18 protein-coding genes are annotated in these 19,974 nt (G+C 69.5%); 14 read left to right on the top strand and 4 right to left on the bottom strand.

Translation table 11 applies throughout. The features are described 5' to 3' along the window. Position 1: 1 nt before the first annotated feature. Positions 2-592, bottom strand: coding sequence for a M23 family metallopeptidase (locus tag D3230_RS01495; RefSeq protein WP_202343231.1), 591 nt, complete (start codon positions 590-592; stop codon positions 2-4). A 41-nt stretch (positions 593-633) separates the two neighbouring features. Continuing rightward, positions 634-810: a hypothetical protein gene (locus D3230_RS01490; protein WP_202343230.1), complete on the bottom strand. Its 177-nt coding sequence runs from the start codon at positions 808-810 to the stop codon at positions 634-636. A gap of 201 nt (positions 811-1,011) precedes the next feature. On the opposite strand from D3230_RS01490, the gene rpsB reads away from it, so the two are divergent. The 7 genes from rpsB to D3230_RS01455 all read left to right on the top strand — a co-directional run bounded on the left by rpsB (position 1,012) and on the right by D3230_RS01455 (position 6,428). Next, positions 1,012-1,866, top strand: coding sequence for a 30S ribosomal protein S2 (gene rpsB / locus D3230_RS01485; RefSeq protein WP_202343229.1), 855 nt, complete (start codon positions 1,012-1,014; stop codon positions 1,864-1,866). 45 nt (positions 1,867-1,911) lie between these two features. Next, the gene (tsf, locus tag D3230_RS01480; RefSeq protein ID WP_202343228.1) at positions 1,912-2,742 is read left to right on the top strand and encodes a translation elongation factor Ts; all 831 of its coding nucleotides are present in this window, start codon (positions 1,912-1,914) and stop codon (positions 2,740-2,742) included. Positions 2,743-2,865: 123 nt separating this feature from the next. Beyond that, positions 2,866-3,585 carry a UMP kinase gene (pyrH, locus tag D3230_RS01475; RefSeq protein ID WP_202343227.1) on the top strand — a complete coding sequence of 240 codons (720 nt, stop codon included), beginning with the start codon at positions 2,866-2,868 and terminating at the stop codon, positions 3,583-3,585. Positions 3,586-3,621: 36 nt separating this feature from the next. Next, positions 3,622-4,176, top strand: a complete 555-nt coding sequence (gene frr, locus D3230_RS01470; protein ID WP_202343226.1) for a ribosome recycling factor — start codon at positions 3,622-3,624, stop codon at positions 4,174-4,176. A 5-nt stretch (positions 4,177-4,181) separates the two neighbouring features. Next, entirely contained in the window at positions 4,182-5,099 is a 918-nt protein-coding gene (locus D3230_RS01465; RefSeq protein ID WP_202343225.1) for a phosphatidate cytidylyltransferase, read from the top strand. 50 nt (positions 5,100-5,149) lie between these two features. After that, complete coding sequence (locus D3230_RS01460; protein ID WP_337249039.1) at positions 5,150-5,695, top strand: DivIVA domain-containing protein; 546 nt, start codon at positions 5,150-5,152, stop codon at positions 5,693-5,695. 76 nt (positions 5,696-5,771) lie between these two features. Then, complete coding sequence (locus tag D3230_RS01455) at positions 5,772-6,428, top strand: aggregation-promoting factor C-terminal-like domain-containing protein (RefSeq protein WP_337249038.1); 657 nt, start codon at positions 5,772-5,774, stop codon at positions 6,426-6,428. Between the two features lie 311 nt (positions 6,429-6,739). Here D3230_RS01455 and D3230_RS01450 read toward each other — a convergent pair whose 3' ends face one another. Beyond that, the gene (locus tag D3230_RS01450) at positions 6,740-7,273 is read right to left on the bottom strand and encodes a ribonuclease H family protein (RefSeq protein ID WP_202343223.1); all 534 of its coding nucleotides are present in this window, start codon (positions 7,271-7,273) and stop codon (positions 6,740-6,742) included. Between the two features lie 69 nt (positions 7,274-7,342). Then, on the bottom strand, positions 7,343-10,204 hold the full coding sequence (locus D3230_RS01445; RefSeq protein ID WP_202343222.1) for a hypothetical protein: 2,862 nt from the start codon (positions 10,202-10,204) through the stop codon (positions 7,343-7,345). A gap of 263 nt (positions 10,205-10,467) precedes the next feature. On the opposite strand from D3230_RS01445, the gene D3230_RS01440 reads away from it, so the two are divergent. The 7 genes from D3230_RS01440 to D3230_RS01410 all read left to right on the top strand — a co-directional run bounded on the left by D3230_RS01440 (position 10,468) and on the right by D3230_RS01410 (position 19,925). After that, positions 10,468-12,399: a DUF8094 domain-containing protein gene (locus D3230_RS01440; RefSeq protein ID WP_202343221.1), complete on the top strand. Its 1,932-nt coding sequence runs from the start codon at positions 10,468-10,470 to the stop codon at positions 12,397-12,399. 2 nt (positions 12,400-12,401) lie between these two features. Continuing rightward, positions 12,402-13,367: a tetratricopeptide repeat protein gene (locus tag D3230_RS01435; protein WP_202343220.1), complete on the top strand. Its 966-nt coding sequence runs from the start codon at positions 12,402-12,404 to the stop codon at positions 13,365-13,367. 55 nt (positions 13,368-13,422) lie between these two features. Continuing rightward, a complete protein-coding gene (locus D3230_RS01430; RefSeq protein ID WP_237466763.1) occupies positions 13,423-14,568 on the top strand; it encodes a cysteine desulfurase family protein in 1,146 nt (381 codons plus the stop codon). Between the two features lie 9 nt (positions 14,569-14,577). Continuing rightward, positions 14,578-15,738 (top strand): tRNA 2-thiouridine(34) synthase MnmA, encoded by a 1,161-nt coding sequence (gene mnmA / locus D3230_RS01425; RefSeq protein ID WP_337249036.1) that lies wholly within the window; start codon positions 14,578-14,580, stop codon positions 15,736-15,738. 69 nt (positions 15,739-15,807) lie between these two features. After that, the gene (gene ligA / locus D3230_RS01420; RefSeq protein ID WP_337249035.1) at positions 15,808-18,171 is read left to right on the top strand and encodes an NAD-dependent DNA ligase LigA; all 2,364 of its coding nucleotides are present in this window, start codon (positions 15,808-15,810) and stop codon (positions 18,169-18,171) included. Positions 18,172-18,308: 137 nt separating this feature from the next. Further along, entirely contained in the window at positions 18,309-18,950 is a 642-nt protein-coding gene (locus D3230_RS01415; RefSeq protein WP_202343218.1) for a DNA-3-methyladenine glycosylase I, read from the top strand. 18 nt (positions 18,951-18,968) lie between these two features. After that, complete coding sequence (locus D3230_RS01410) at positions 18,969-19,925, top strand: linear amide C-N hydrolase (RefSeq protein WP_202343217.1); 957 nt, start codon at positions 18,969-18,971, stop codon at positions 19,923-19,925. Positions 19,926-19,974 lie beyond the last annotated feature (49 nt).

Here is a 19,974-nt window from a genome sequence, read left to right as displayed (position 1 = left end):
GTTACTCCCAGGGCAGCAACACCGGCCGGCCCAGCAGATACCGCAGCGGGGAGACGTACTCGCCCTGCTCACGCACCCCGAGGTGGACGCACTCGGCCGCGCAGTGCCCGCCGCTCGCGGCCGTGCCGAGCGGGGCGCCGGCAACGACGCGATCGCCCACGCTGAGTGCGCTCTCGATTGGCTCCCAGGAATACACCGTGTCGGCATCGACACGGACCGTGAGGGTACCCCGATCCACCACCGCGCCCACGAACTCGACGGTCCCGTCCGCGGGGGCGGCGACGATCGCGCCCGGGCCCGCGGGGACGCCGACGCCGCGGTGTCCCGCGGTGTAGGGCGTGGGCGGCGGGCGATACGGCCCGGACACGAGGAGCGGTGTTCCGAACGGCGGAAGCCACGGTGCCGCGCCGCCCGGACCTCCGACCGCCGGGGCGACTGCACGTGCCGGGGCGAGCGCGACGACCGAGACGAGGAGTGCGTGCGCGAGGACACGAGCAACACGCGGCGGTGCGCGGGACGCACGGGACGCGCGGAGAGCCGGCGGCGATGCTGCCGGTGCAGGGTCGGGCGGGGTGCGTGGTGGGGGAGTCATGTCCCTAGCCTCTTGGACACGCCGGGCGTCGCGGGGAGAAACTAGCCGGATGTGGAGAAGCTGCCGGTGCGGCGGCGCAGCGCGACACTGTGAGCGACGCTCCCGCCCCGGAGCAGCACGCCCCGGCGCAGCACGCCCCGGAGCAGCACGCCCCGGAGCAGCACGAACCGGAGCAGCACGACACGCAGCACGACCACCAGGGTGCGCCGTGCACGCACGAGGCACCGCGCGGATGCTAGACTGCTGGATGCACCTCGACAGAGGTGACTTCGCGTGCCCGCTCATCAGCGCACCGCCATCGGTCTTCCGTTCACTCGAACGAAGCGGCGAGGCCTGAGGGCACCAGGATCTGGTCACACTCGTGACCAACATAACCGCAAGCGCGTGCCCACACGGGTGCGCAGAACAGGAGAACGGCAATGGCCGTCGTTACCATGCGCCAGCTGCTCGACAGCGGCGTCCACTTCGGACACCAGACCCGCCGCTGGAACCCGAAGATGAAGCGCTTCATCTTCACCGAGCGCTCGGGCATCTACATCATCGATCTGCAGCAGTCGCTGAGCTACATCGATGCCGCCTACGACTTCGTGAAGCAGACCGTCGCCCGCGGCGGCAACGTGCTCTTCGTCGGCACCAAGAAGCAGGCCCAGGAAGCCGTTGCCGAGCAGGCAACGCGCGTCAACCAGCCCTACGTGAACCAGCGCTGGCTCGGTGGCCTGCTCACCAACTTCCAGACCGTTACCGGTCGCCTCGAGCGCATGAAGGAGCTCGAGCAGCTCGACTTCGAGGGCACCACGAGCGGCTTCACCAAGAAGGAGCTCCTCCTCAAGAAGCGCGAGCTCGACAAGCTGCAGAAGTCGCTCGGCGGCATCCGCAACATGGGCAAGACGCCGTCGGCGCTCTGGGTCGTCGACACCAAGAAGGAGCACCTCGCGATCGACGAGGCGCGCAAGCTGGGAATCCCCGTCATTGCGATCCTCGACACGAACTGCGATCCCGACGAGGTCACCTACCCGATCCCGGGTAACGACGACGCGATCCGTTCCGTCGCACTCCTCACCCGCGTGATCGCTGACGCGGTTGCCGAGGGCCTCATGGAGCGTCACCAGAAGCCCGAGGCCGGCGAAGCTGCTGCTGAGCCCCTCGCTGAGTGGGAAGTTGAGCTGCTCAACGCAGACGCGCCCGCCGCTGAAGCGACCGAGGCACCCGCCGCTGAGGCAACCGAGGCACCCGCTGCCGAGGAAGCCGCCGCAGAGGCACCGGCAGCCGAGTAATTCGGTTTCCCCACCGTTCACTGAACCACTCAGAAGGAGTCACACATGGCTGCAGTAAGCATGGCCGCTGTGAAGGAGCTGCGCGAGCGTCTCGGCGCCGGCATGCTCGACAGCAAGAACGCGCTCGTCGAGGCTGAGGGCGATATCGAGAAGGCGATTGAGATCCTGCGTCTCAAGGGCCTCAAGGGTGTCGCCAAGCGCGGCGACCGCGAGGCGAGCGAGGGCCTCGTTGCGGCACGTCAGAGCGACGGCGCTGCCACGATGATCGAGATCGTCTGCGAGACGGACTTCGTTGCGAAGAACGAGAAGTTCATCGCGCTGGCCGACCGCGTCATCGACGCCGTCGTCGCCGCTTCGGCGGGCACCGTCGAGGAAGCCCTCGCGGCGCCCCTCGAGGGCAAGACCGTTGCCGACGTGATCACCGACGAGTCGGCGATCATTGGCGAGCGCATCGAGCTCCGCAAGGTCTCCCGCGTTGAGGCGCCGGGCACCTCGGTCTACCTGCACCAGACCTCGAAGGATCTGCCCCCGCAGATCGGCGTGGTCGTGGGCTACGAGGGCGACGGCGCAGAGGCTGCACTCAGCATCGCGCGTCACATCTCGTTCGCTGATCCGCTCTACGTCACGCGCGACGAGGTTCCCGCGGCTGACGTCGAGAAGGAGCGCGAGATCGTCACCGAGATCTCGAAGAACGAGGGCAAGCCCGAGGCAGCACTCCCGAAGATCGTTGAGGGGCGTCTGAACGCGTTCTTCAAGCAGGTCGTGCTCGGCGAGCAGGTGCACGCGCTTGACGATGAGAAGCGCGAGGTCCAGAAGGTCGCCGCCGCGGCCGGGATCACGGTCACCGGCTTCGCACGCAGCAAGGTCGGCGCCTAACTGGTGTTCACGGGACCCGGGCCATATTGGTCCGGGTCCCGTGCTATGCCCGCACTACACTGACCTCAACTGAGGTTTTCCCACACACTTTCCCCCACTGCGCCCCACAAAGGAGACCCCCACATGACCGAGACCGCATCCCGTAAGCGTCGAGTTCTGCTGAAGCTCTCCGGTGAAGCGTTCGGTGGGGGCACGCTGGGTGTCAACCCGGACGTGGTCAGCCAGATCGCACGTGAGATCGCCGCGGCAATGGAGCACGCGGAGGTCGCGGTCGTCGTCGGCGGCGGAAACTTCTTCCGCGGCGCCGAACTGTCGCAGCGCGGCATGGATCGCGCGCGTGCCGACTACATGGGCATGCTGGGCACCGTGATGAACGCGCTCGCACTGCAGGACTTCCTGGAGCAGGCCGGCGTTTCGAGTCGCGTGCAGTCCGCGATCACGATGACCCAGGTCGCGGAGACCTACATCCCCTTGCGCGCGGTGCGGCACCTGGAGAAGGGCCGCGTCGTGATCTTCGGCGCGGGGGCGGGGCTGCCCTACTTCTCGACGGACACCGTTTCGGCGCAGCGCGCCCTGGAGATTCACGCCGACGAGGTGCTCGTCGCGAAGAACGGGGTCGATGGCGTGTACACCGCCGATCCCGCGAAGGATCCGAACGCCACGCTGATCCACGACATCAGCTACAACGAGGCGCTCGTGCAGGGGCTCAAGGTCGTCGACTCCACGGCGTTCAGCCTGTGCATGGACAACGGCATGCCGATGCGCGTGTTTGGTATGGAGCCGGCTGGAAACGTGACCGCGGCGATCCGTGGCGAGAAGCTCGGAACCCTGGTACACCGCTAAGCTTGAAGCAGCTCGGCAACACTTAAGGAGAACACCGTGATCGAAGAGGTCTTCGTAGACATCAAGGACCGGATGAACGGCGCGGTTGAATCCGCGAAGGACGGCTTCGCTTCGGTGCGAACCGGCCGCGCAAACCCCGCACTGCTGCAGAATCTGCAGGTCGACTACTACGGCACGCCGACGCCGCTGCCGCAGCTCGCCTCGGTCCAGAACCAGGACGCGCGGAGCCTCCTGATCACGCCCTACGACAAGGGTGCGATGAAGGACATCGAGCAGGCGATCCGCGACATGCCGAACCTGGGGGCGAACCCCTCGAACGACGGCACCGTCATTCGTGTCACGCTGCCCGATCTGACCGAGGAGCGCCGCAAGGAGTTCGTCAAGATCGTCAAGGGCCGGGCTGAGGATGCGCGCGTCGCGATCCGCAACGTCCGCCGCCAGGGCAAGGACGATCTTGAAGCGCTGAAGAGCGAGATCGGCGAGGACGAGGTCGCCCGCGCCGAGAAGGAGCTCGAGGCCGTGACGAAGCAGTTCATCGAGCAGATCGATGAGGCGCTCAAGCGCAAAGAAGCTGAGCTGCTGGAGGTCTAAGCGGCATGACCGGCTCGGAGAAGCGCGAAGAACTGCGAAGCGCGCTGGAATCGACGCGCGCGCAGCTTGAGGCGACCAATGCGCGGATCGAAGCCCGCGCGGGGCGGAACCTCTTCTTCGCGATCCTCTCCGGGCTGGTGTTCGGCGGGGTGTTCCTCGTCAGCCTCCTGCTGGTGAAGGAACTCTTCGTGGTGCTTGTCGCGGCGCTGGTGGGGGTCGCGCTCGTGGAGCTGGCCTCGGCGTTCCGCGTCGCCGGCCGCCGTGTCCCGCGGATCGGCGTGGTGCTCGGCGGCCTCACCGTTGTCGTGGGTGCCTACCTGTGGGGGGCGGAGGGCATGCTCCTCGGCCTCTTCGCCGGCTCGGCCCTGCTGACCGTGTGGCGGCTGCTTGAGGGCCTGCTCCCCGCGTGGGAGACGCCGCCCCGGACCCTGATCCGGGACGTTTTCTCGGGGCTGTTCACCCTCGTCTACGTCGCGTTTCTCGCGTCGTTCACGGTGCTCCTCGTCGCCGCCGATCGAGGTGAGTGGTGGGTATTCTCGCTCGTGCTCATCGTCGTCTCGGTCGACGTGGGCGCCTACGCGGCTGGGGTCACGCTCGGCCGGCACAAGATGACCCCCCGGATTAGCCCGAATAAGACCTGGGAAGGATTTATCGGGGCGGCGATCGTCGCGATGGCGGTCGGCGTGCTCGCGTCGATCTTCGCGCTGCAGCAGCCCTGGTGGGTGGGGATCATCCTCGGGGTGGTCGTGCTCCTGACCGCGACGGGCGGCGATCTCACGGAGTCCCTGATCAAACGCAATCTGGGAGTGAAAGACATGAGCAGTTGGATTCCCGGCCACGGCGGGTTCCTCGATCGTCTCGACTCGGTGCTTCCTTCCGCAGTCGGTGTCTACGGCGTCGCACTCGTTCTGGGCGTCGTCTGATGGGCGCCCGTTCTCAGGAACCCCGACAGCGGCACGGGCAGAATAGTGCCGTGCACGTTTCCTTTCCCCTCGCGCCCGGATCTCAGGCGGGCTACGCGCCCGAGCAGGTTGATGAGTTTCTGGGTCGTGCCCGCCGCTCCTACGAGGGCGATGGGCCCGGCCTGACCGCCGAGGAGGTGCGGCATACCGCCTTCCCGATGAAGCGGGGCGGCTACGCCACCCGCTACGTGGATGCTGCGCTGGATCGCCTGGAAGAGGTGTTCTTCGAGCGCGAGCGCCGCGCCAAGGTGCGCGCGGCCGGTGAAGACGCCTGGTGGGACGAGACCCGCGCGCTCCTCTCGGACGTCCGCGGCCGAATTCAGCGCCCGCGCGGGCGCCGGTTCCGGCGGCGGGGGATCTTCGCGACCGGGTACCGGCGTTCCCAGGTTGACGCGTTCCTGGATCGCGTCTCGGAGATGTTTGAGCGGCGCGAACTCGGACTGAAACCCGCGGAGGTCCGCGATGTCGTGTTCCATTCGCAGTGGCGCGGCTACGACGAGGACCAGGTGGACGCACTCCTGGACGGGGTGGTCGAACTTATTCTCGCGACCCGCTAGTGCGCCGCGCCGGGTTTCGGGCCCGGCTCGGTGGCGCATTGTCGAAATCGCTCCCCTGAGATAAGATCGTTACATTGTGGCATCTCTGAATGGTAACTCCGTCTCCCGCTGGTCGCGCTTTCGCGCACCCGTCGCCGGGCTCGCTGTCGCGGGCTTTCTCGGTGCGGCCGTCATCGCACCGTTCGCTTTGCCCAGCGCACAGGCGGATGCGGAGGCTCTCGCGTTTCAGGAGCGCATCCATCAGGAGTTCACCCCGAACGTAACGGCCGAAGCCGACCTCGTCTACGCGGACGTGCCGGCGATCCAGATGCCGGATCCCGAGGAAGAGCGGAAGAAGAAGGAAGCCGAGGAAGCCGCCAAGGCGGCAAAGGCTGCCGAAGAGGCCGCGAAGGCAGCCCAGGCCGCCGGCGGTTCCGCTGCCGCCGCACTGGGCGCACCCCCGAAGTACTCCGGCGGGGGCTCGCCGGCGGAGTGGATGGCCGCTGCCGGGATCCCGGAGGCCGACTGGGGCTACGTGGACTACATCGCCTCCAAGGAGTCCACCTGGAATCCGAACGCAACGAACGCGAGCTCGGGTGCGTGCGGGCTCATTCAGGCATACCCGTGCAGCAAGGTTCCCGGGAACGGGTACGACCCCGTGGATAACCTGCGGTGGGCGAGCGGCTACGCGGTCGATCGTTACGGCAGCTGGGCGGCGGCGTACGCCTTCTGGACTGCCAACCACTGGTGGTGATCCGGGGAAGCCATGCCCCGGAAACACCGACGCCGCCCGTCAGATGAGGTGCGCGATGTCACGCGCCTGGCCCACGGCGGTGCCCAGCAGCAGACCCGTCGTGGACGGGACTGGTTCGTCCGAGAGATCCCCGCGCATCGCGCGGAGAAAGCCTATCGCTGTCCCGACTGCGGGCAGGAGATCCCCGCGGGACAGGCGCACGTGGTGGCCTGGTCGGCCGAGCACCTCTTCGGGGACAGTGCCGCGGTGCGTGATCGGCGGCACTACCACGCGCACTGCTGGCGCCTGAGCTAACGCGGCGCGTCCGCGCGCTAGAACAGGGTGGGCGGCGGGGTCGGTGTCGTCGGTCCGGCGACGTCGACGGCGGGGGAGCGTTCGGCACCGGCGATGCCGGGGCCCGCGTTCGGTTCACGACCGGCCTGGAACGCGGTTGCCGCCGCACGAGCCCGATCGTCCGCGACCTCGTTCAGCGGGTGTCCCGCATGTCCCTTCACCCACTCGAAGGTCACGGCGCGCCCCTGCAGCGCGGCGTCGAGCCGCTCGAGCAGATCCCGGTTCAACACCGGCTTTCCATCGGCCTTGCGCCAGCCTTTCCGCTTCCAGCCCGGCATCCACTTCGTGACGGAGTTGATGACGTACTGGCTGTCGCAGAGCACGTGCAGCGGCTCCTCGGCGCGGTGGGCCGTCGCGAGCAGCAGATCCAGCACAGCCATGAGCTCACCCTGATTGTTGGTGGCACGGGGCCAGCCACCGGCACGCCACTGCGCATCGTCGATGACCCAGGCCCAACCGGCGGGGCCTGGGTTTCCGAGCGCTGATCCGTCTGCGGCGGCCGTAATCGTCATGCTTCCATCCTGCCAGTGTCGCGTGCCCGGGGGAGCGGGGCGGCCGTTCGGGCGCGCCCCCACTCATCCTCAGGAGTTCTGGGACGGGGGTTCCGACCCCGACGCAGCCTCCGGCGCCGATTCCTGCGCCGATTCCTGCGCAAGCATGTCCTCGGCAACGGGTGCCTCGACCAGGCGGCCGGCGACGGTGCTCATCTTCTGCGCGTTCGTGATGACTTCGCCGAGGCTCTCGAAGTAGCGGGCGACGGCGCCGCGCTCCACCTTCAGCTGCGTCATCCGATCCTCCGCGGCGGCGAGGACCTTCGCCGCGCGCTCCTCAGCGGACGCGAACGTCGTCTGCGCGCGCTGCTCAGCCTCGACGATGATCTCCGCGGCCTGGCGTTCGGCGGCCGCGCGCATGTTTCGCGCGTCCTGAGCAGCGTCACGGGTCAGCGTCTCGTGCTCGGTACGGGCCGCCGCAAGCTGAGTCTGGAGCTCGGTGAGTTCTGCCGTCGCCGCCGCGATCTCGCGCTGCGTTGCCTCCGCGGCCTCGCGCTGGCGCGTCGCGAGGTCCTGTTCGAGCGCCTCCCGCTGCTCGGATGCCGCGACGGTGAAGGTGCGGGTATCGGTCTCGATCTGTTCCTGCAGACTCCGGACCCGATCCTCGATCTCGGTGCGCTGCGCGCTCAGTCGTGCCTCTTCCGCAGCGCGGTAGTCGGCGAGCTCGGCGACCGTGTCGGCCCGGAGCAGATCGGTTTCCTCGGTGACGCTCGTGCGGAGTGCCGCGACCTCGCGCGCGATGGCCGCCTCCTGTGCTGCGCGTTCGGTGCGGAGGTCTTCCGCGTGCTGCTCACGCGCGGCCGCGAGTTCACGATCGTGCTCGTCGCGTTCGCGGGCAAGGTCGGCGGTGAGAGCCGCGCGTTCGCGCTCCATTCGCAGCTCCAGCTCCTCTCGCTCGAGCCCGAGCGCCTCGGCGGCCTCCTCGCGGGCGATGCGCGCGCGCTCGGCTTCCGCGGCCTGCTCGTCCGCCAGCTGCTGCTGGTGCGCGGCGAGCTGCGCGGCGAGCCGCTCGTCCTGTACGGTCGCCGCGTTCGCGAGGCCGGCCTGGTGTTCGGTGAGATCCCGTTCTCGCTGGGTGGCGGCCTGCTCGGCTTCCGTGGCGAGCTCGGTCTCGTGCGCGGTCCGCTCCGCGTCGATCTGGGCACGGTGGGTGTCCCACTCAGCGATCAGCCGGTCCTGATGGGTGGCAAGTTCCTGGCCGATTCGGCTTTCGTGTGCCGCCCGTTCGGTCTGGATGCGCTGAACGTGGGCCTCGGACTCGTTCGTGAGGTTCGTGTCGTGCGCGGCGCGCTCCGTAGCGAGCGCGGCGTCGTGCTCGGCCCGCTCGGTGGCGAGTGCAGTGTCGTGTGCGGCCCGCTCCGTGGCGAGCGCGGCGTCGTGCTCGGCCCGCTCCGTGGTGAGCGCGGTGTCGTGCTCCGCCCGCTCGGCGGCGAGGCGCTGCTCGTGCGCCTCGCTCTCGGCCGCGATGCGATCCTCGTGTGCGGCGCGCTCGCGCGTCAGCGCATCCTGGTGGGTGGCGAGCTCGGTGGCCAGGCGTGCCGCGTGTGCCTCCTGCTCGTCGCGCAGCCGGACCTCGTGCGCCAGGGTTTCGGCCCGCACCGCGTCGTCGTGGGCACCGCGCTCACGGGCGATGTCTGCCTCGTGGGTCTCCCGCTCGCTCGCGATGCGGTTCCGGTGGGCCTCGAGCTCGCCGCTGAGGAGGGCGTCCTGCTGTTCCCGCGCCGCCGCCAGCTCGGCGTCAAGCTGAGCGCGATCGTCGGCCCGTTGCTGGCTGGCGCGCGCGGTGAGGAGTTCCTGCTCCCGGCTGGCCTGATCGCTCAGCGTCGCGAGCTCCGCACGGTGCGCCTCGAGCTCGCGCGCGATCGCGGCCTCGTGTTCCGTGCGCTCCTGTGCGCTGCGGTCCAGATGCGTCTGCTGTTCGAAGGCGATGCGGCGGTCGTGCTGGGCGCGCTCGGTGCTGAGCGCTTCGTCGTGGTCGGCGCGCTCCTGTGCGATGCGTCCGCGCAGGGTCTCCATTTCCGTCGTGAGGGCGCGGCGCTGCGCGTCGATCTCCGCTTCGAGCGTGCGCGAACGTTCCGTGAAGCGCTCCTCCAGCTCCGCTTCCTCGCGCTGGCGCTTGGCCTCGAACTCGGCGCGGGCGCGCTCGCCTTCGCGAACGAGCCGCGCGCGCTCAAGCTCGGCCTCACGCTCGCTCTCCTCCTGCTGACGCGCAAGAGCAACGGATTGCTGTTCGGTGACCGCGCGCAGTTCTTCGGCGGCGGCGCGGGCCTCGGCCGTCAGCCGATCGGCCTCAGCCTGTGCGGCAGCGAGGGTTGCCTGTGCCGTGCGCTTCGCCCCCTCCAGCTGCGTGTGCGCCTCGCGCTCGGATGAGCTGCGCGTCAGCTCGGCGGCACGACGCGCTTCTTCCCACAGCCGCTCGCGCTCCGCATTCGCCACCGCGTCCTGCTGCGCCGTATCGGTGCGGGCACCGGAGACGAGCACCTCGGCCTGTTCGGTCGCCGAGCGGAGCAGCTCGTCGGCACGGGCCTGCGCGGCGCTCAATACGCGCGCGCTCTCCGCCTCAGAGGAACGCCGCAGCTTCTCCGCGTCGAGATCCGCCTGGGCCATGAGGCGCTGTGCGTGATCCTCCGCAACCTGCAAGCTCTTCTCGACCCGGAGTCCGAGTCCCGAATACCCGCTGGCACCCAGCTCGGCCACTTGTTCCTGCAGTTCCGCGATCAGCTGACGCTGTTCCTGGCCGATCCCCGTGGCTTCCTGATGCGCAACCTGCAGCGACTCGATGTGCGACTGCAGGGAACTGATGTGGCTCGTGAGCGCCGTGACGCGTTCGTCGACTTCCTCGCGGTTATAGCCGCGGAAGGCAGGGGTGAATGGCTGAACTGCTTCGGACACGTGCGCTCCGGAATCTCAAAACGGGGACCTCCCGCGGGCGCGACGCAGCAAGGAGTAGCGGCCCGGGCATGTAGGGGTCCATGATAGTTCACAACCCGACCCGCTGTGGGGCAAATCTGCAGGGGATGAACGGAATCCGGGGCTGTACGCATGTCACATTCGGAAAGCTCCGGTAGCGTTGAACGCTGAACACCCGTTTGCGCACGGAGAATTGAGTACCTGATGCGCACCCGGTTATGGAAGAACCAATGTGAGGAGCTCACGTGCGATACGTGCTTGCGATTGCGACGCTTGTACTGTCCGGCGTGCTGTTGATCTTGGGGATTGGCCAGCGTACATTCCTGGCCGGGCCCGCGGAGATCAGTTACCCCGTCGAAACCACCTCGGAGGCCGGCTTCGCCGTCGTGAACGGGGCCGAATTCGCGAAGGTGCCCGGGCAGGCAAATGTGGTCGTGCAGGGGCAGCAGGCATTCGTCGCGACGGGTGCCACGCGCGACGTGGACGCGTGGGTCGCACCGTTCGCACACACGCGGCTCGACGTCGACAGCGCCGCGAAGGCGCTCCAGAGCGTTCCCGTCGCCGCGGTCACCACAGAGGGGAGCGAGGAGGCACCCGCAGACCCCGCCGATCCCGCGAACGCCGAACTCGCCGAATCCGGAATTGATCCGCGCGGCAGCGACCTCTGGCTCGAGGAACGCGCCATCGACGAATCGGGGAGCGGAGTCGAGCCCGAGACCCTGCGGGTCCCCGTGGCGCTGACCGAGGAGCAGTCAGTGTTGATTGCCTCGGACGGGATGCAGCCGGCACCGGAACAGATCTCCCTCGTGTGGGCGCAGGATCGCAACACCCCGTGGGCGGGCCCGCTGCTCGTGGGCGGTGGCGCATTGGCGCTCATCGGAGGCGTGCTCTACCTTCTCGCCGTCGATCACGACCGGCGCGGCCTGGGGCCCCGGCGCGGACGCCGCGGCCCGCTGCAGGGCATCCGTAACGCGCTGGGTGGCGGCCGCTCACGTCGTACCCGGACGGCCCCGCCCGCCGCTGAGCCCAGCGAGTCTTCGGCGCAGCCCGGTCGGGCCGAGCTGCGGGCATCATCGACCCGCCCGCCGCGCTGGATCCGGCGCGCGGCGTTCCCGGCCGTCGGCCTGACGGTCGCGCTCGGCCTCACCGGGTGCTCCCCGAGCTACTGGCCGCAGGCCGCCGCGCCGGAGGTGACGGAGGAGGCCCCAACGACCAGCCCGTCGGCCATCGCGCCGGTGCCGGTGACTGATGGGCAGCTGAAGCGGATCATTGCGGACGTCTCGGAGACGGCGATGTCCGGCGATGACTCGCTTGACGCCACGGCCCTCGCGGACCGGTTCACGGGCGACGCGCTCGCGCAGCGGACGGCGAACTACACGATCCGGGCAGCGGTTCCGGAGTACCCGGTGATCCCGCCACGGATCACCGACGAGGAGCTCGACTACGAGCTGGTGCAGAGCACGGAAGGCTGGCCGCGCACCTTGTTCATCACGGTAGCTTCGACCTCGGGCGCGACGGCGGTGCCCGCCGAGGGAGAGGAAGCGGTCGAGATCGCCTCACCCTCCCTGGCCCTCCTGATGACGCAGCAGTCCCCGCACGAGAACTACCTCGTGTCGCGCGTGGTTGCGCTGCGCGGCGGAATCTCGATGCCGCAGGCCGCGCCCGCTGAGGACGGCACGGCGCTCCTGTCGAACGACATCGAAACGCTCGCGCTGCCGCCCGCGCAGGTGGGTGCCGCGTACGCGACGCTGCTACAGGACGGTGCGGACGCGGAACCGGCGCAGCTGTTCGACCTGGGCACCGACACACTGCTCGAGAACTATGGCAAGGCGCGCACCGCGCAGTCTCAGGCGGAATCGGATGCCAAGGGGCAGACGATGAAGTACTCGGTGACCGCGCGCCAGGGCGATGCCAAGCCGGTCGCGCTCTCCACGGGTGCCGGCGGTGCCCTCGTGGCGACGACCGTGATCGAGGAACAGATTGTGGACGCGGACGGCGGTCGGTACAAGCCGCAGGCGAAGGACTCCGTGACCGCGCTGTCCGGCCTGACGGGGGAGCAGGAGCGCCTGGTGCAGGAGGTGGCACATCAGATGCTGTTCTTCGTGCCGAGCAAGTCCGAAGACGCGAAGATTGAGCTCCTCGGTGTGACGAGCGAGCTCGTAGGAGTGAGGAACTAACGATGGCCCAGCAGATGCCCGAACGAATTCCCGGCGGCGGCGTGGATCTCAGCCACCTTGCCGCGAAAGCCCAGGCCCCCGCGGGCACCCCTGCGGGGGCACCCGCGGGTGGTCCGGGGGAGAGCCGCGTCGTGGACGTGCCGTCACTCGTGATGGACGTCACCGATGCGAGCTTCGAACAGGCGGCCCAGCTGTCCACGGTGGTCCCGGTGGTGGTCGATCTCCACGCCGAGTGGAGCGAGCCGTCACGGGAACTGAGCCCTGTCCTCGCGCGGGTGACCCGCGAGTTCGGCGGCCGGGTGCTGCTCGCTCGCGTCGACGCCGACGCGAACCCGGGCCTCGTGCAGGCCTTCCAGGCCCAAGCCATCCCGACGGTCGTCGCGCTGGTGGCGGGGCGCCCGGTACCGCTCTTCCAGGGTGCGCAGCCCGAGGCGCAAATCCGCGAGGTGTTCGCTCAGCTGCTCCAGCTCGCGGAGCAGCACGGGGTCACGGGGCAGGTCGCCGCACCGGATGCCGGGCCTGATGACGCCCCCGAAGCTCCCGCCGAACCCGAAATCCCGGCCGCGCACGTCGCGGCGGTCGAGGCCGCGGAACGCGGTGACTTCGATGGCGCGGTGCGCGAGTGGGAAGCCGTGCTCGCCAAAGCCCCCGCGGATGCGGCTGCTCGCGCGGCACTCGTGCAGATGCGGCTCCTGCAGCGCCTCGCGGGACGTGGTGCGGAGGAGATCCGCGCCGCGGCTGCGGCCGCCCCCACCGGGGTCGCCGAACAGCTCGCGGTCGCGGACCTGGACCTCTCGGGTGGCCACATCGAGGACGCGTTCCTGCGGGTCCTCGACCTCTTTGCGGCGAGCGATGCCGAGGCGCGGCCGGCGATCCGCGAGCGCCTGCTCGAGCTGTTCGAGGTCGTTGGCGTCGCCGATCCCCGGGTCATCGCGGCTCGCGGACGGCTCGCGAACCTGCTCTACTAGGCGGGATCCCGTGACCGAACCCCGCGCCTATCTGGATCACGCGGCGACCTCGCCCATGTCTGCGGAGGTCGCCGCCGCGTACCTCGAGGCCCTGCAGGTCGTCGGAAACCCCGCCTCGACGCACGGGCACGGGCAGCGCGCCAGCGAAACGCTCGAGGAGGCCCGGGCCGAGATCGCGGCCGCCCTCGGCTGCGATCACGCGGAGCTGATCCTCACCGCGGGCGGCACCGAGTCGGTGAATCTCGGGATCAAAGGGCTGTACTGGGCCCGTCGCCGCGCCGGTGCCGGGCCCGTGATCCTCGTCGCCGAGGGTGAGCATCACGCCACGGTCGAGGCGGCGGAATGGCTGCGGGACACGCAAGGGGCGCGGCTCGTGTGGCTGCCCATCGACGGCGCGGGCCGGCTCACCCCCGACACGCTCCGCAGCGCGATCGCGGCGGCCGGACCGGATCAGGTCGCGCTGCTCTCATTCCTGTGGGTGAACAACGAGGTGGGGACGATCCAGCCCGTCGCGGAGCTGTGCGGGATCGCGGCGGACGCCGGGATTCCGAGTCACGTGGACGCGGTCGCCGCGCTCGGACAGGTTCCGGTTGATTTCGCCCGCTCCGGCGCCGCGGTGCTGAGCGTCTCCGCGCACAAGATCGGTGGCCCCGTCGGGGTCGGGGCCCTCGTGCTCGGCCGGCGGACCACCGTCGACCCGATCCTGCACGGCGGCACGCAACAGCGTGGCCGATCCGGCACCCAAGACGTCGCGGGGGCGGTGGCCTTCGCCGCCGCGATGCGGCGCGCCGTGGGGTCGGATCGGCACCCGACGACCGCGCACACCGCCGCAGTGACGACACTCCGCGACACACTGATCGCGGGGATTCGATCGATCGATCCGGAGGCCGTGCTGCGCGGCCCGGCACCCGGGCCCGAGCGCGCGCCCGGGAATGCGCACTTCACGTTCCCCGGCTGCCAGGGTGACTCCCTGGTCTTCCTCCTGGACGCGGCCGGTGTCTCGGTCTCCGTGGGCTCGGCCTGCCAGGCCGGTGTCGCGGAGACCTCCCATGTGCTGCGCGCCATGGGGCTTCCCGAGGACGACGCTGCGGGGGCGCTCCGATTCACGTTGAGCGCGGACACCCGCGCCGAGGAGATCGAGCGCCTGCTTGCCGCGCTGCCGGACGCGATTGCGCGGGCGCGTTCAGCCGGACTGGCCTAGACTATTCGGGTGAAAGTTCTGGCGGCAATGAGTGGGGGTGTCGACTCCGCGGTTGCTGCTGCGCGCGCGGTCGAGGCCGGGCACGAAGTAGTGGGCGTGCACCTCGCACTGAGTCGGATGCCGGGAACGATCCGGACGGGCTCGCGCGGATGCTGCACGATCGAAGACGCGATGGACGCCCGGCGTGCCGCGAATCTGCTCGGCATTCCGTACTACGTGTGGGATCTGAGCGAACGGTTCCGGGAGGACGTCGTCGACGACTTCATCTCCGAATACGCGGCCGGACGCACCCCGAATCCCTGCATGCGCTGCAACGAAAAGATCAAGTTCGCGGCGTTGCTCGACAAAGCGATCGCCCTCGGCTTCGACGCCGTCGCCACGGGCCACTACGCGACGATCCTCGACGGTCCCCAGGGGCGCCAGCTGCACCGGGCGAGCGCCTGGTCGAAGGATCAGTCGTATGTGCTCGGCGTCCTCACGGAACGCCAGCTCGCCCACTGCTACTTCCCGCTCGGCGACACGCCCTCCAAAGAGCTCGTGCGCGCGGAGGCCGCGGAGCGCGGGATCCAGGTGGCGCAGAAGCCGGATAGCCACGATATTTGCTTCATCCCCGACGGCGACACGCGCGGCTGGCTCTCGGATCACGTGTCGCGCGAGCCCGGGGAGATTCTCGATGAGGCCGGGGCCGTCGTGGGGACCCACGACGGCGCGCACGGCTACACCGTCGGGCAGCGTCGCGGTTTGCAGCTGGGTCGTCCTGCCGAGGACGGCAAGCCGCGCTACGTGCTCTCGATCCGGCCAGTGTCCAATCAGGTGGTGGTGGGGCCGAAGGATCGCCTCGCGATTTCCCGGATCGCGGGCGGACGGTTTAGTTGGGCGGGGGAGCCGGGCTTCGATCCGAGCGAGACGTTCCGCTGCGACGTGCAGATCCGCGCCCACGCCGAGCCGGTCCCCGCGACCGCGCGTCTGGTTCCGATCCGTGAGGAAGAGCGGACCGAACAGCATCGCGCCGACGCCACGCACGAGATCGTTGTCGATATCGACCTGGAACACGCCGAGCCGTTGTTCGGTGTGGCGCCCGGACAGACCGCGGTGCTGTACATGGGCACCCGCGTGCTGGGGCAGTTCACGATCGATCGCGCGCTCGCCGACGCTCCGGCCCCCGCGTAGCGCACGGCGCGCACGGAGCGCACGGAGCGTTCGCCCGCTCCTGTCTGAGGCCGCTCGTACAATGTGAGGGTGACTCCCAATCCTGCTCCAGACTCCGCCGAACTGCCCGCCGACTTCGCGTCGGCACGGGACGAGGCGACACGCCTGACCGTCGAGATCGAGCGGCTGCGCCGCGCGTACTACTCCGAGGGGGCCAGCCTCGTCTCAGACGCCGAGTACGACGTGCTGTTCCACCGGCTCGAGGCGATCGAGCGCGCGTTCCCCGAACTCGCGGGGCAGGACAGCCCGACGCGCGAGGTCGGGGCCGCGGTGGTTTCCGCGGGCTTCCCGGAGCACGAGCATGCGGAGCGGCTGCTCAGCCTCGACAACGTGTTCTCGCTTGACGAGTTCCGCGAGTGGGCGGAGAAGACGCGCGGGGCCGCGGGGCGGCCCGTGCGGTGGCTGTCGGAGCTGAAGATTGACGGTCTCGCGATCAGCTTGGCGTACCGGAACGGCGTGCTCGAAACGGCGACGACGCGGGGTGACGGGCGGGTCGGGGAGAACATCACGGAGAACGTGGACCTCATCCCCGCGATCCCGCGCCGCCTGGTGGGCGAGGGGATCCCGGAGTTTTTCGAGGCCCGTGGGGAGGTCTTCCTCCGCGGCGCGGACTTCGCCTGGCTGAACGAGCGGCAGCACGAGCTGCAGGCCGAGTTCGCGGCGGATCAGCGCGCCAAAGGTAAGACGGAGGATCAGATCCCCGTGCGGTACCCGGAGTTCGCGAACGCCCGCAACACGGCCGCGGGCAGCCTCCGGCAGCGGGCCGACAACAAGACCCCGGCCGATCTCGCGCTGATGCGCGAGCGCCTGGCCCGGCTGTCGCTCTACGTGCACGGCATCGGTGCCTGGGATCACCCGAGCTTCGAGAACCAGTCGGACGCCTATCGCTTCCTGGGGGAGTGGGGGCTCCCGGTTTCCCCGCACTCGCGCATCTTCGACACCGTCGAGGAGGTCGTGGCGTTCATCGAGGATCGCGGGGCGCATCGCCACGATGTGGAGCACGAGATCGACGGCATCGTCGTGAAGGTTGACGAGCTGGCGCTGCACGCCGAGCTCGGGGAGACCAGTCGCGCGCCGCGCTGGGCGATCGCGTTTAAGTACCCGCCGGAGGAGGTGCACACCCGCCTGCTCGATATTCGCGTCGGCGTGGGGCGTACCGGCCGCGCGACCCCGTACGCGGTCATGGCGCCCGTGAAGGTCGCCGGCTCCACGGTGCGTCAGGCGACGCTCCACAACCAGCAGGTTGTCGCGGCGAAGGGTGTGCTCATCGGGGACACCGTCGTGCTGCGCAAGGCCGGCGACGTGATCCCCGAGGTGCTCGGCGCGGTGCTGGAGCTCCGGGATGGGAGCGAGACGGAGTGGCGCATGCCCGAGGCGTGCCCCGAATGCGGCACGGCCCTGCGCGCGATGAAAGAGGGCGACATCGATCTGCGCTGCCCGAACGCCGAAAACTGCCCCGCACAGGTGCGCGGCCGGGTGGAGCACATTGGCTCCCGCGGCGCGCTCGACATCGAAGTGCTCGGGGAGATCACGGCGGCCGCGCTGACCCAGCCGGAGGTCCCCGAGACCCCGCCGCTGCGCACCGAGGCCGGCCTCTTCGATCTCACGCTCGAGCAGATCGTGCCCATCGAGGTGATCGTGCGCGACGCGGAGACCGGCGAGCAGAAAACCGACCCGGACACGGGCGAGCTGGTGCGACGTGCGCCGTTCCAGCGGGTCACGTGGGAGTACCCGCCGGAGGCCGAGGGGCTGACGGCCGGCGAACGGCGGCAGCGCGGGCTCACGAAAAACCATCGCGTGGTCACCCCGTCGAAGGACGCGGAAACGTTCCTCGCGGAGCTGGAACGCGCCCGCACCAAGCCGCTGTGGCGTCTCCTCGTGTCGCTGAACATTCGGCACGTCGGCCCCGTCGCGGCCCGCGCGCTCGCGGACTGGTTTGGGTCGCTCGACGCGATCCGCGCGGCGAGCCCGGAGGAGCTGGCGCAGGTCGATGGCGTGGGCGCGACGATCGCGGAGTCGCTGGCGGACTGGTTCGCGGTGGACTGGCACCAGGACATCGTGACGCGCTGGACCGCGGCAGGCGTGCAGTGGGCCACCCCGGGGCATCCCGGTCCGGGCGCTGCGGAGGCGGCGGGGGGCGTGCTCACGGGACTCACGATCGTCGCGACGGGCGCGCTCGACGGGTTCACCCGCGACGGCGCGAAGGAGGCGATCCTGCAGGCCGGCGGGAAGGCGGCCTCGAGTGTCTCGAAGAAGACCGATTTCGTGGCCGCGGGCCCCGGTGCCGGCTCGAAACTTGCAAAGGCGGAGGAGCTGGGAATTCCGGTGCTCGATGCCGCCCAGTTCGCGATTCTCGTGACCGAGGGCCCGGCGGCGCTCGCCCTCGGGGAGTAGCGCACACGCTGGGAGAGACGGAGCTTCGCGGGAGTTGTCCACAGATCACCAGGGGCACCCCGCGAGGCTGGCGGAGCTGACTACTCTGGAACCGCCGATCTACCACCACCCACCGGGGCGAACCGAAGGGAACACGCATGACGCTTGTGGATACGCCGCCGCCGTCCCCACTGCACCGAGCCGCCTGGGCGGCGCAAGATCCGCTCCTCACCGGGTACTACGACGAGGAGTGGGGAATGCCGGTCACGGACGAGACCGGGGTGTTCGAGCGGCTCACGCTTGAGGCGTTTCAGTCGGGACTGTCCTGGCTGACGGTGCTGCGCAAGCGGGAAGGATTCCGTGCGGCCTTTGACGGCTTCGATCCGGCCCGGATTGCGCGGTACGACGCTTCCGATGTGGCGCGACTGCTCGCAGACCCCGAGATCATTCGGAACCGCTTGAAGGTGCAGGCGACGATCACGAACGCGCAAGCGACGCTCAGGCTTGCGGACGAGGGCGGGCCCACGCTGCCGGAGCTGGTGTGGTCGTACATGCCGGAACGATCCCCCGCGCCGCTGACCGACGCGGACGTGCCCGCCACGTCGCCGGAGTCCCACGCGCTCGCGCGGGATCTGAAGCGACGGGGGTTCCGATTTGTCGGACCGACCACCGTCTATGCGCTGATGACGGCCCTGGGGATCGCCGACGTGCACCTGGTCGGAAGCCACCGGCGGGGGTGCTCGGGGCTCTGGAACCGCGACGGCAGCCGCACCGAAATGCCCGCCCCGTTCAGCGCCTGAGCACGCTATGGTGAAAGCATGTGTACGCGATTTGTGTGGTCTTCGGCCGGGAGTCCCGGCGCAGGGAACGTGCTGGTTGGGCGCAGCATGGATTGGTTCGAGGAAACCCGAACCGTGCTCGCGGCGCGGCCGCGCGGGGCGGAGCGTGAGAGCGCCCCGGGGGCTCCCGGCTCCTTCACCTGGACGGCGGAGTACGGCAGCATCGTCTCACTCATGTACGGAGAGATCGCCGTCGATGGGATGAACGAGACCGGGCTGCAGGTGAGCGGGCTCTACCTCGCCGAGTCCGACTACGGGGTGCGCGACGAGAGCCGCCCCGGCCTGAACCTCGCCCAGGCGATTCAGTGCCTGCTTGACCGCTTCGCAAACGTGGCCAGCGCCGTGGCCTGGCTGACCGACAGCCGCGTGCAGATCATCCCGCTCTCGATCGGCGGCAAGCCGGGGACCGGTCACCTTGCCCTCGCCGACCCCAGCGGCGATTCCGCGATCATCGAGTTCATCGCCGGGGAGATGATCGTGCATCACGGTGCCGAGTTCACGGTGATGGCGAATTCGCCCGCCTACGACGAGCAGCTGGAACTTGAGCGCCGCTATGCCGGGCTCGGCGGCGAGGCCCCGCTCCCGGGCGGCACCGATTCGCCGGATCGCTTCGCCCGCGCCGCGTTCTACTCGGCGCGGCTGCCGCACACGACGAGCGCCCGCGAGGCGGCGGCCTTCGCGTTCAGCGTGATTCGCAACGCGTCCGCCCCGTTTGGGACCGCCGATCCGGTGCGCCCAAACGTCTCGACCACGCGCTGGCGCACGGTCGCCGATCTGAGCGACCGGCGCTACTTCTTCGAGTCAGCCCGCAGCCCGCACGTGGTCTGGGTGGAGCTCTCCGCGCTCGATTTGGAGCCGGGCCCCGAGCGCCGCTTTGATCCGGAGGCGACCACGAGCGTGACCGGGGAGGTCAACGCCGCGTTCCTCCCGGTCTAGGGGGCCGGGTTCTCGGTGGCCGCTCGCTAAGATGGTGAGGTCTGAGAAC

The sequence above is a fragment of the Leucobacter chromiireducens subsp. solipictus genome (assembly GCF_016758195.1).
GTDB lineage: Bacteria > Actinomycetota > Actinomycetes > Actinomycetales > Microbacteriaceae > Leucobacter > Leucobacter solipictus.
This window is presented reverse-complemented; position numbering and strand designations above follow the sequence as displayed.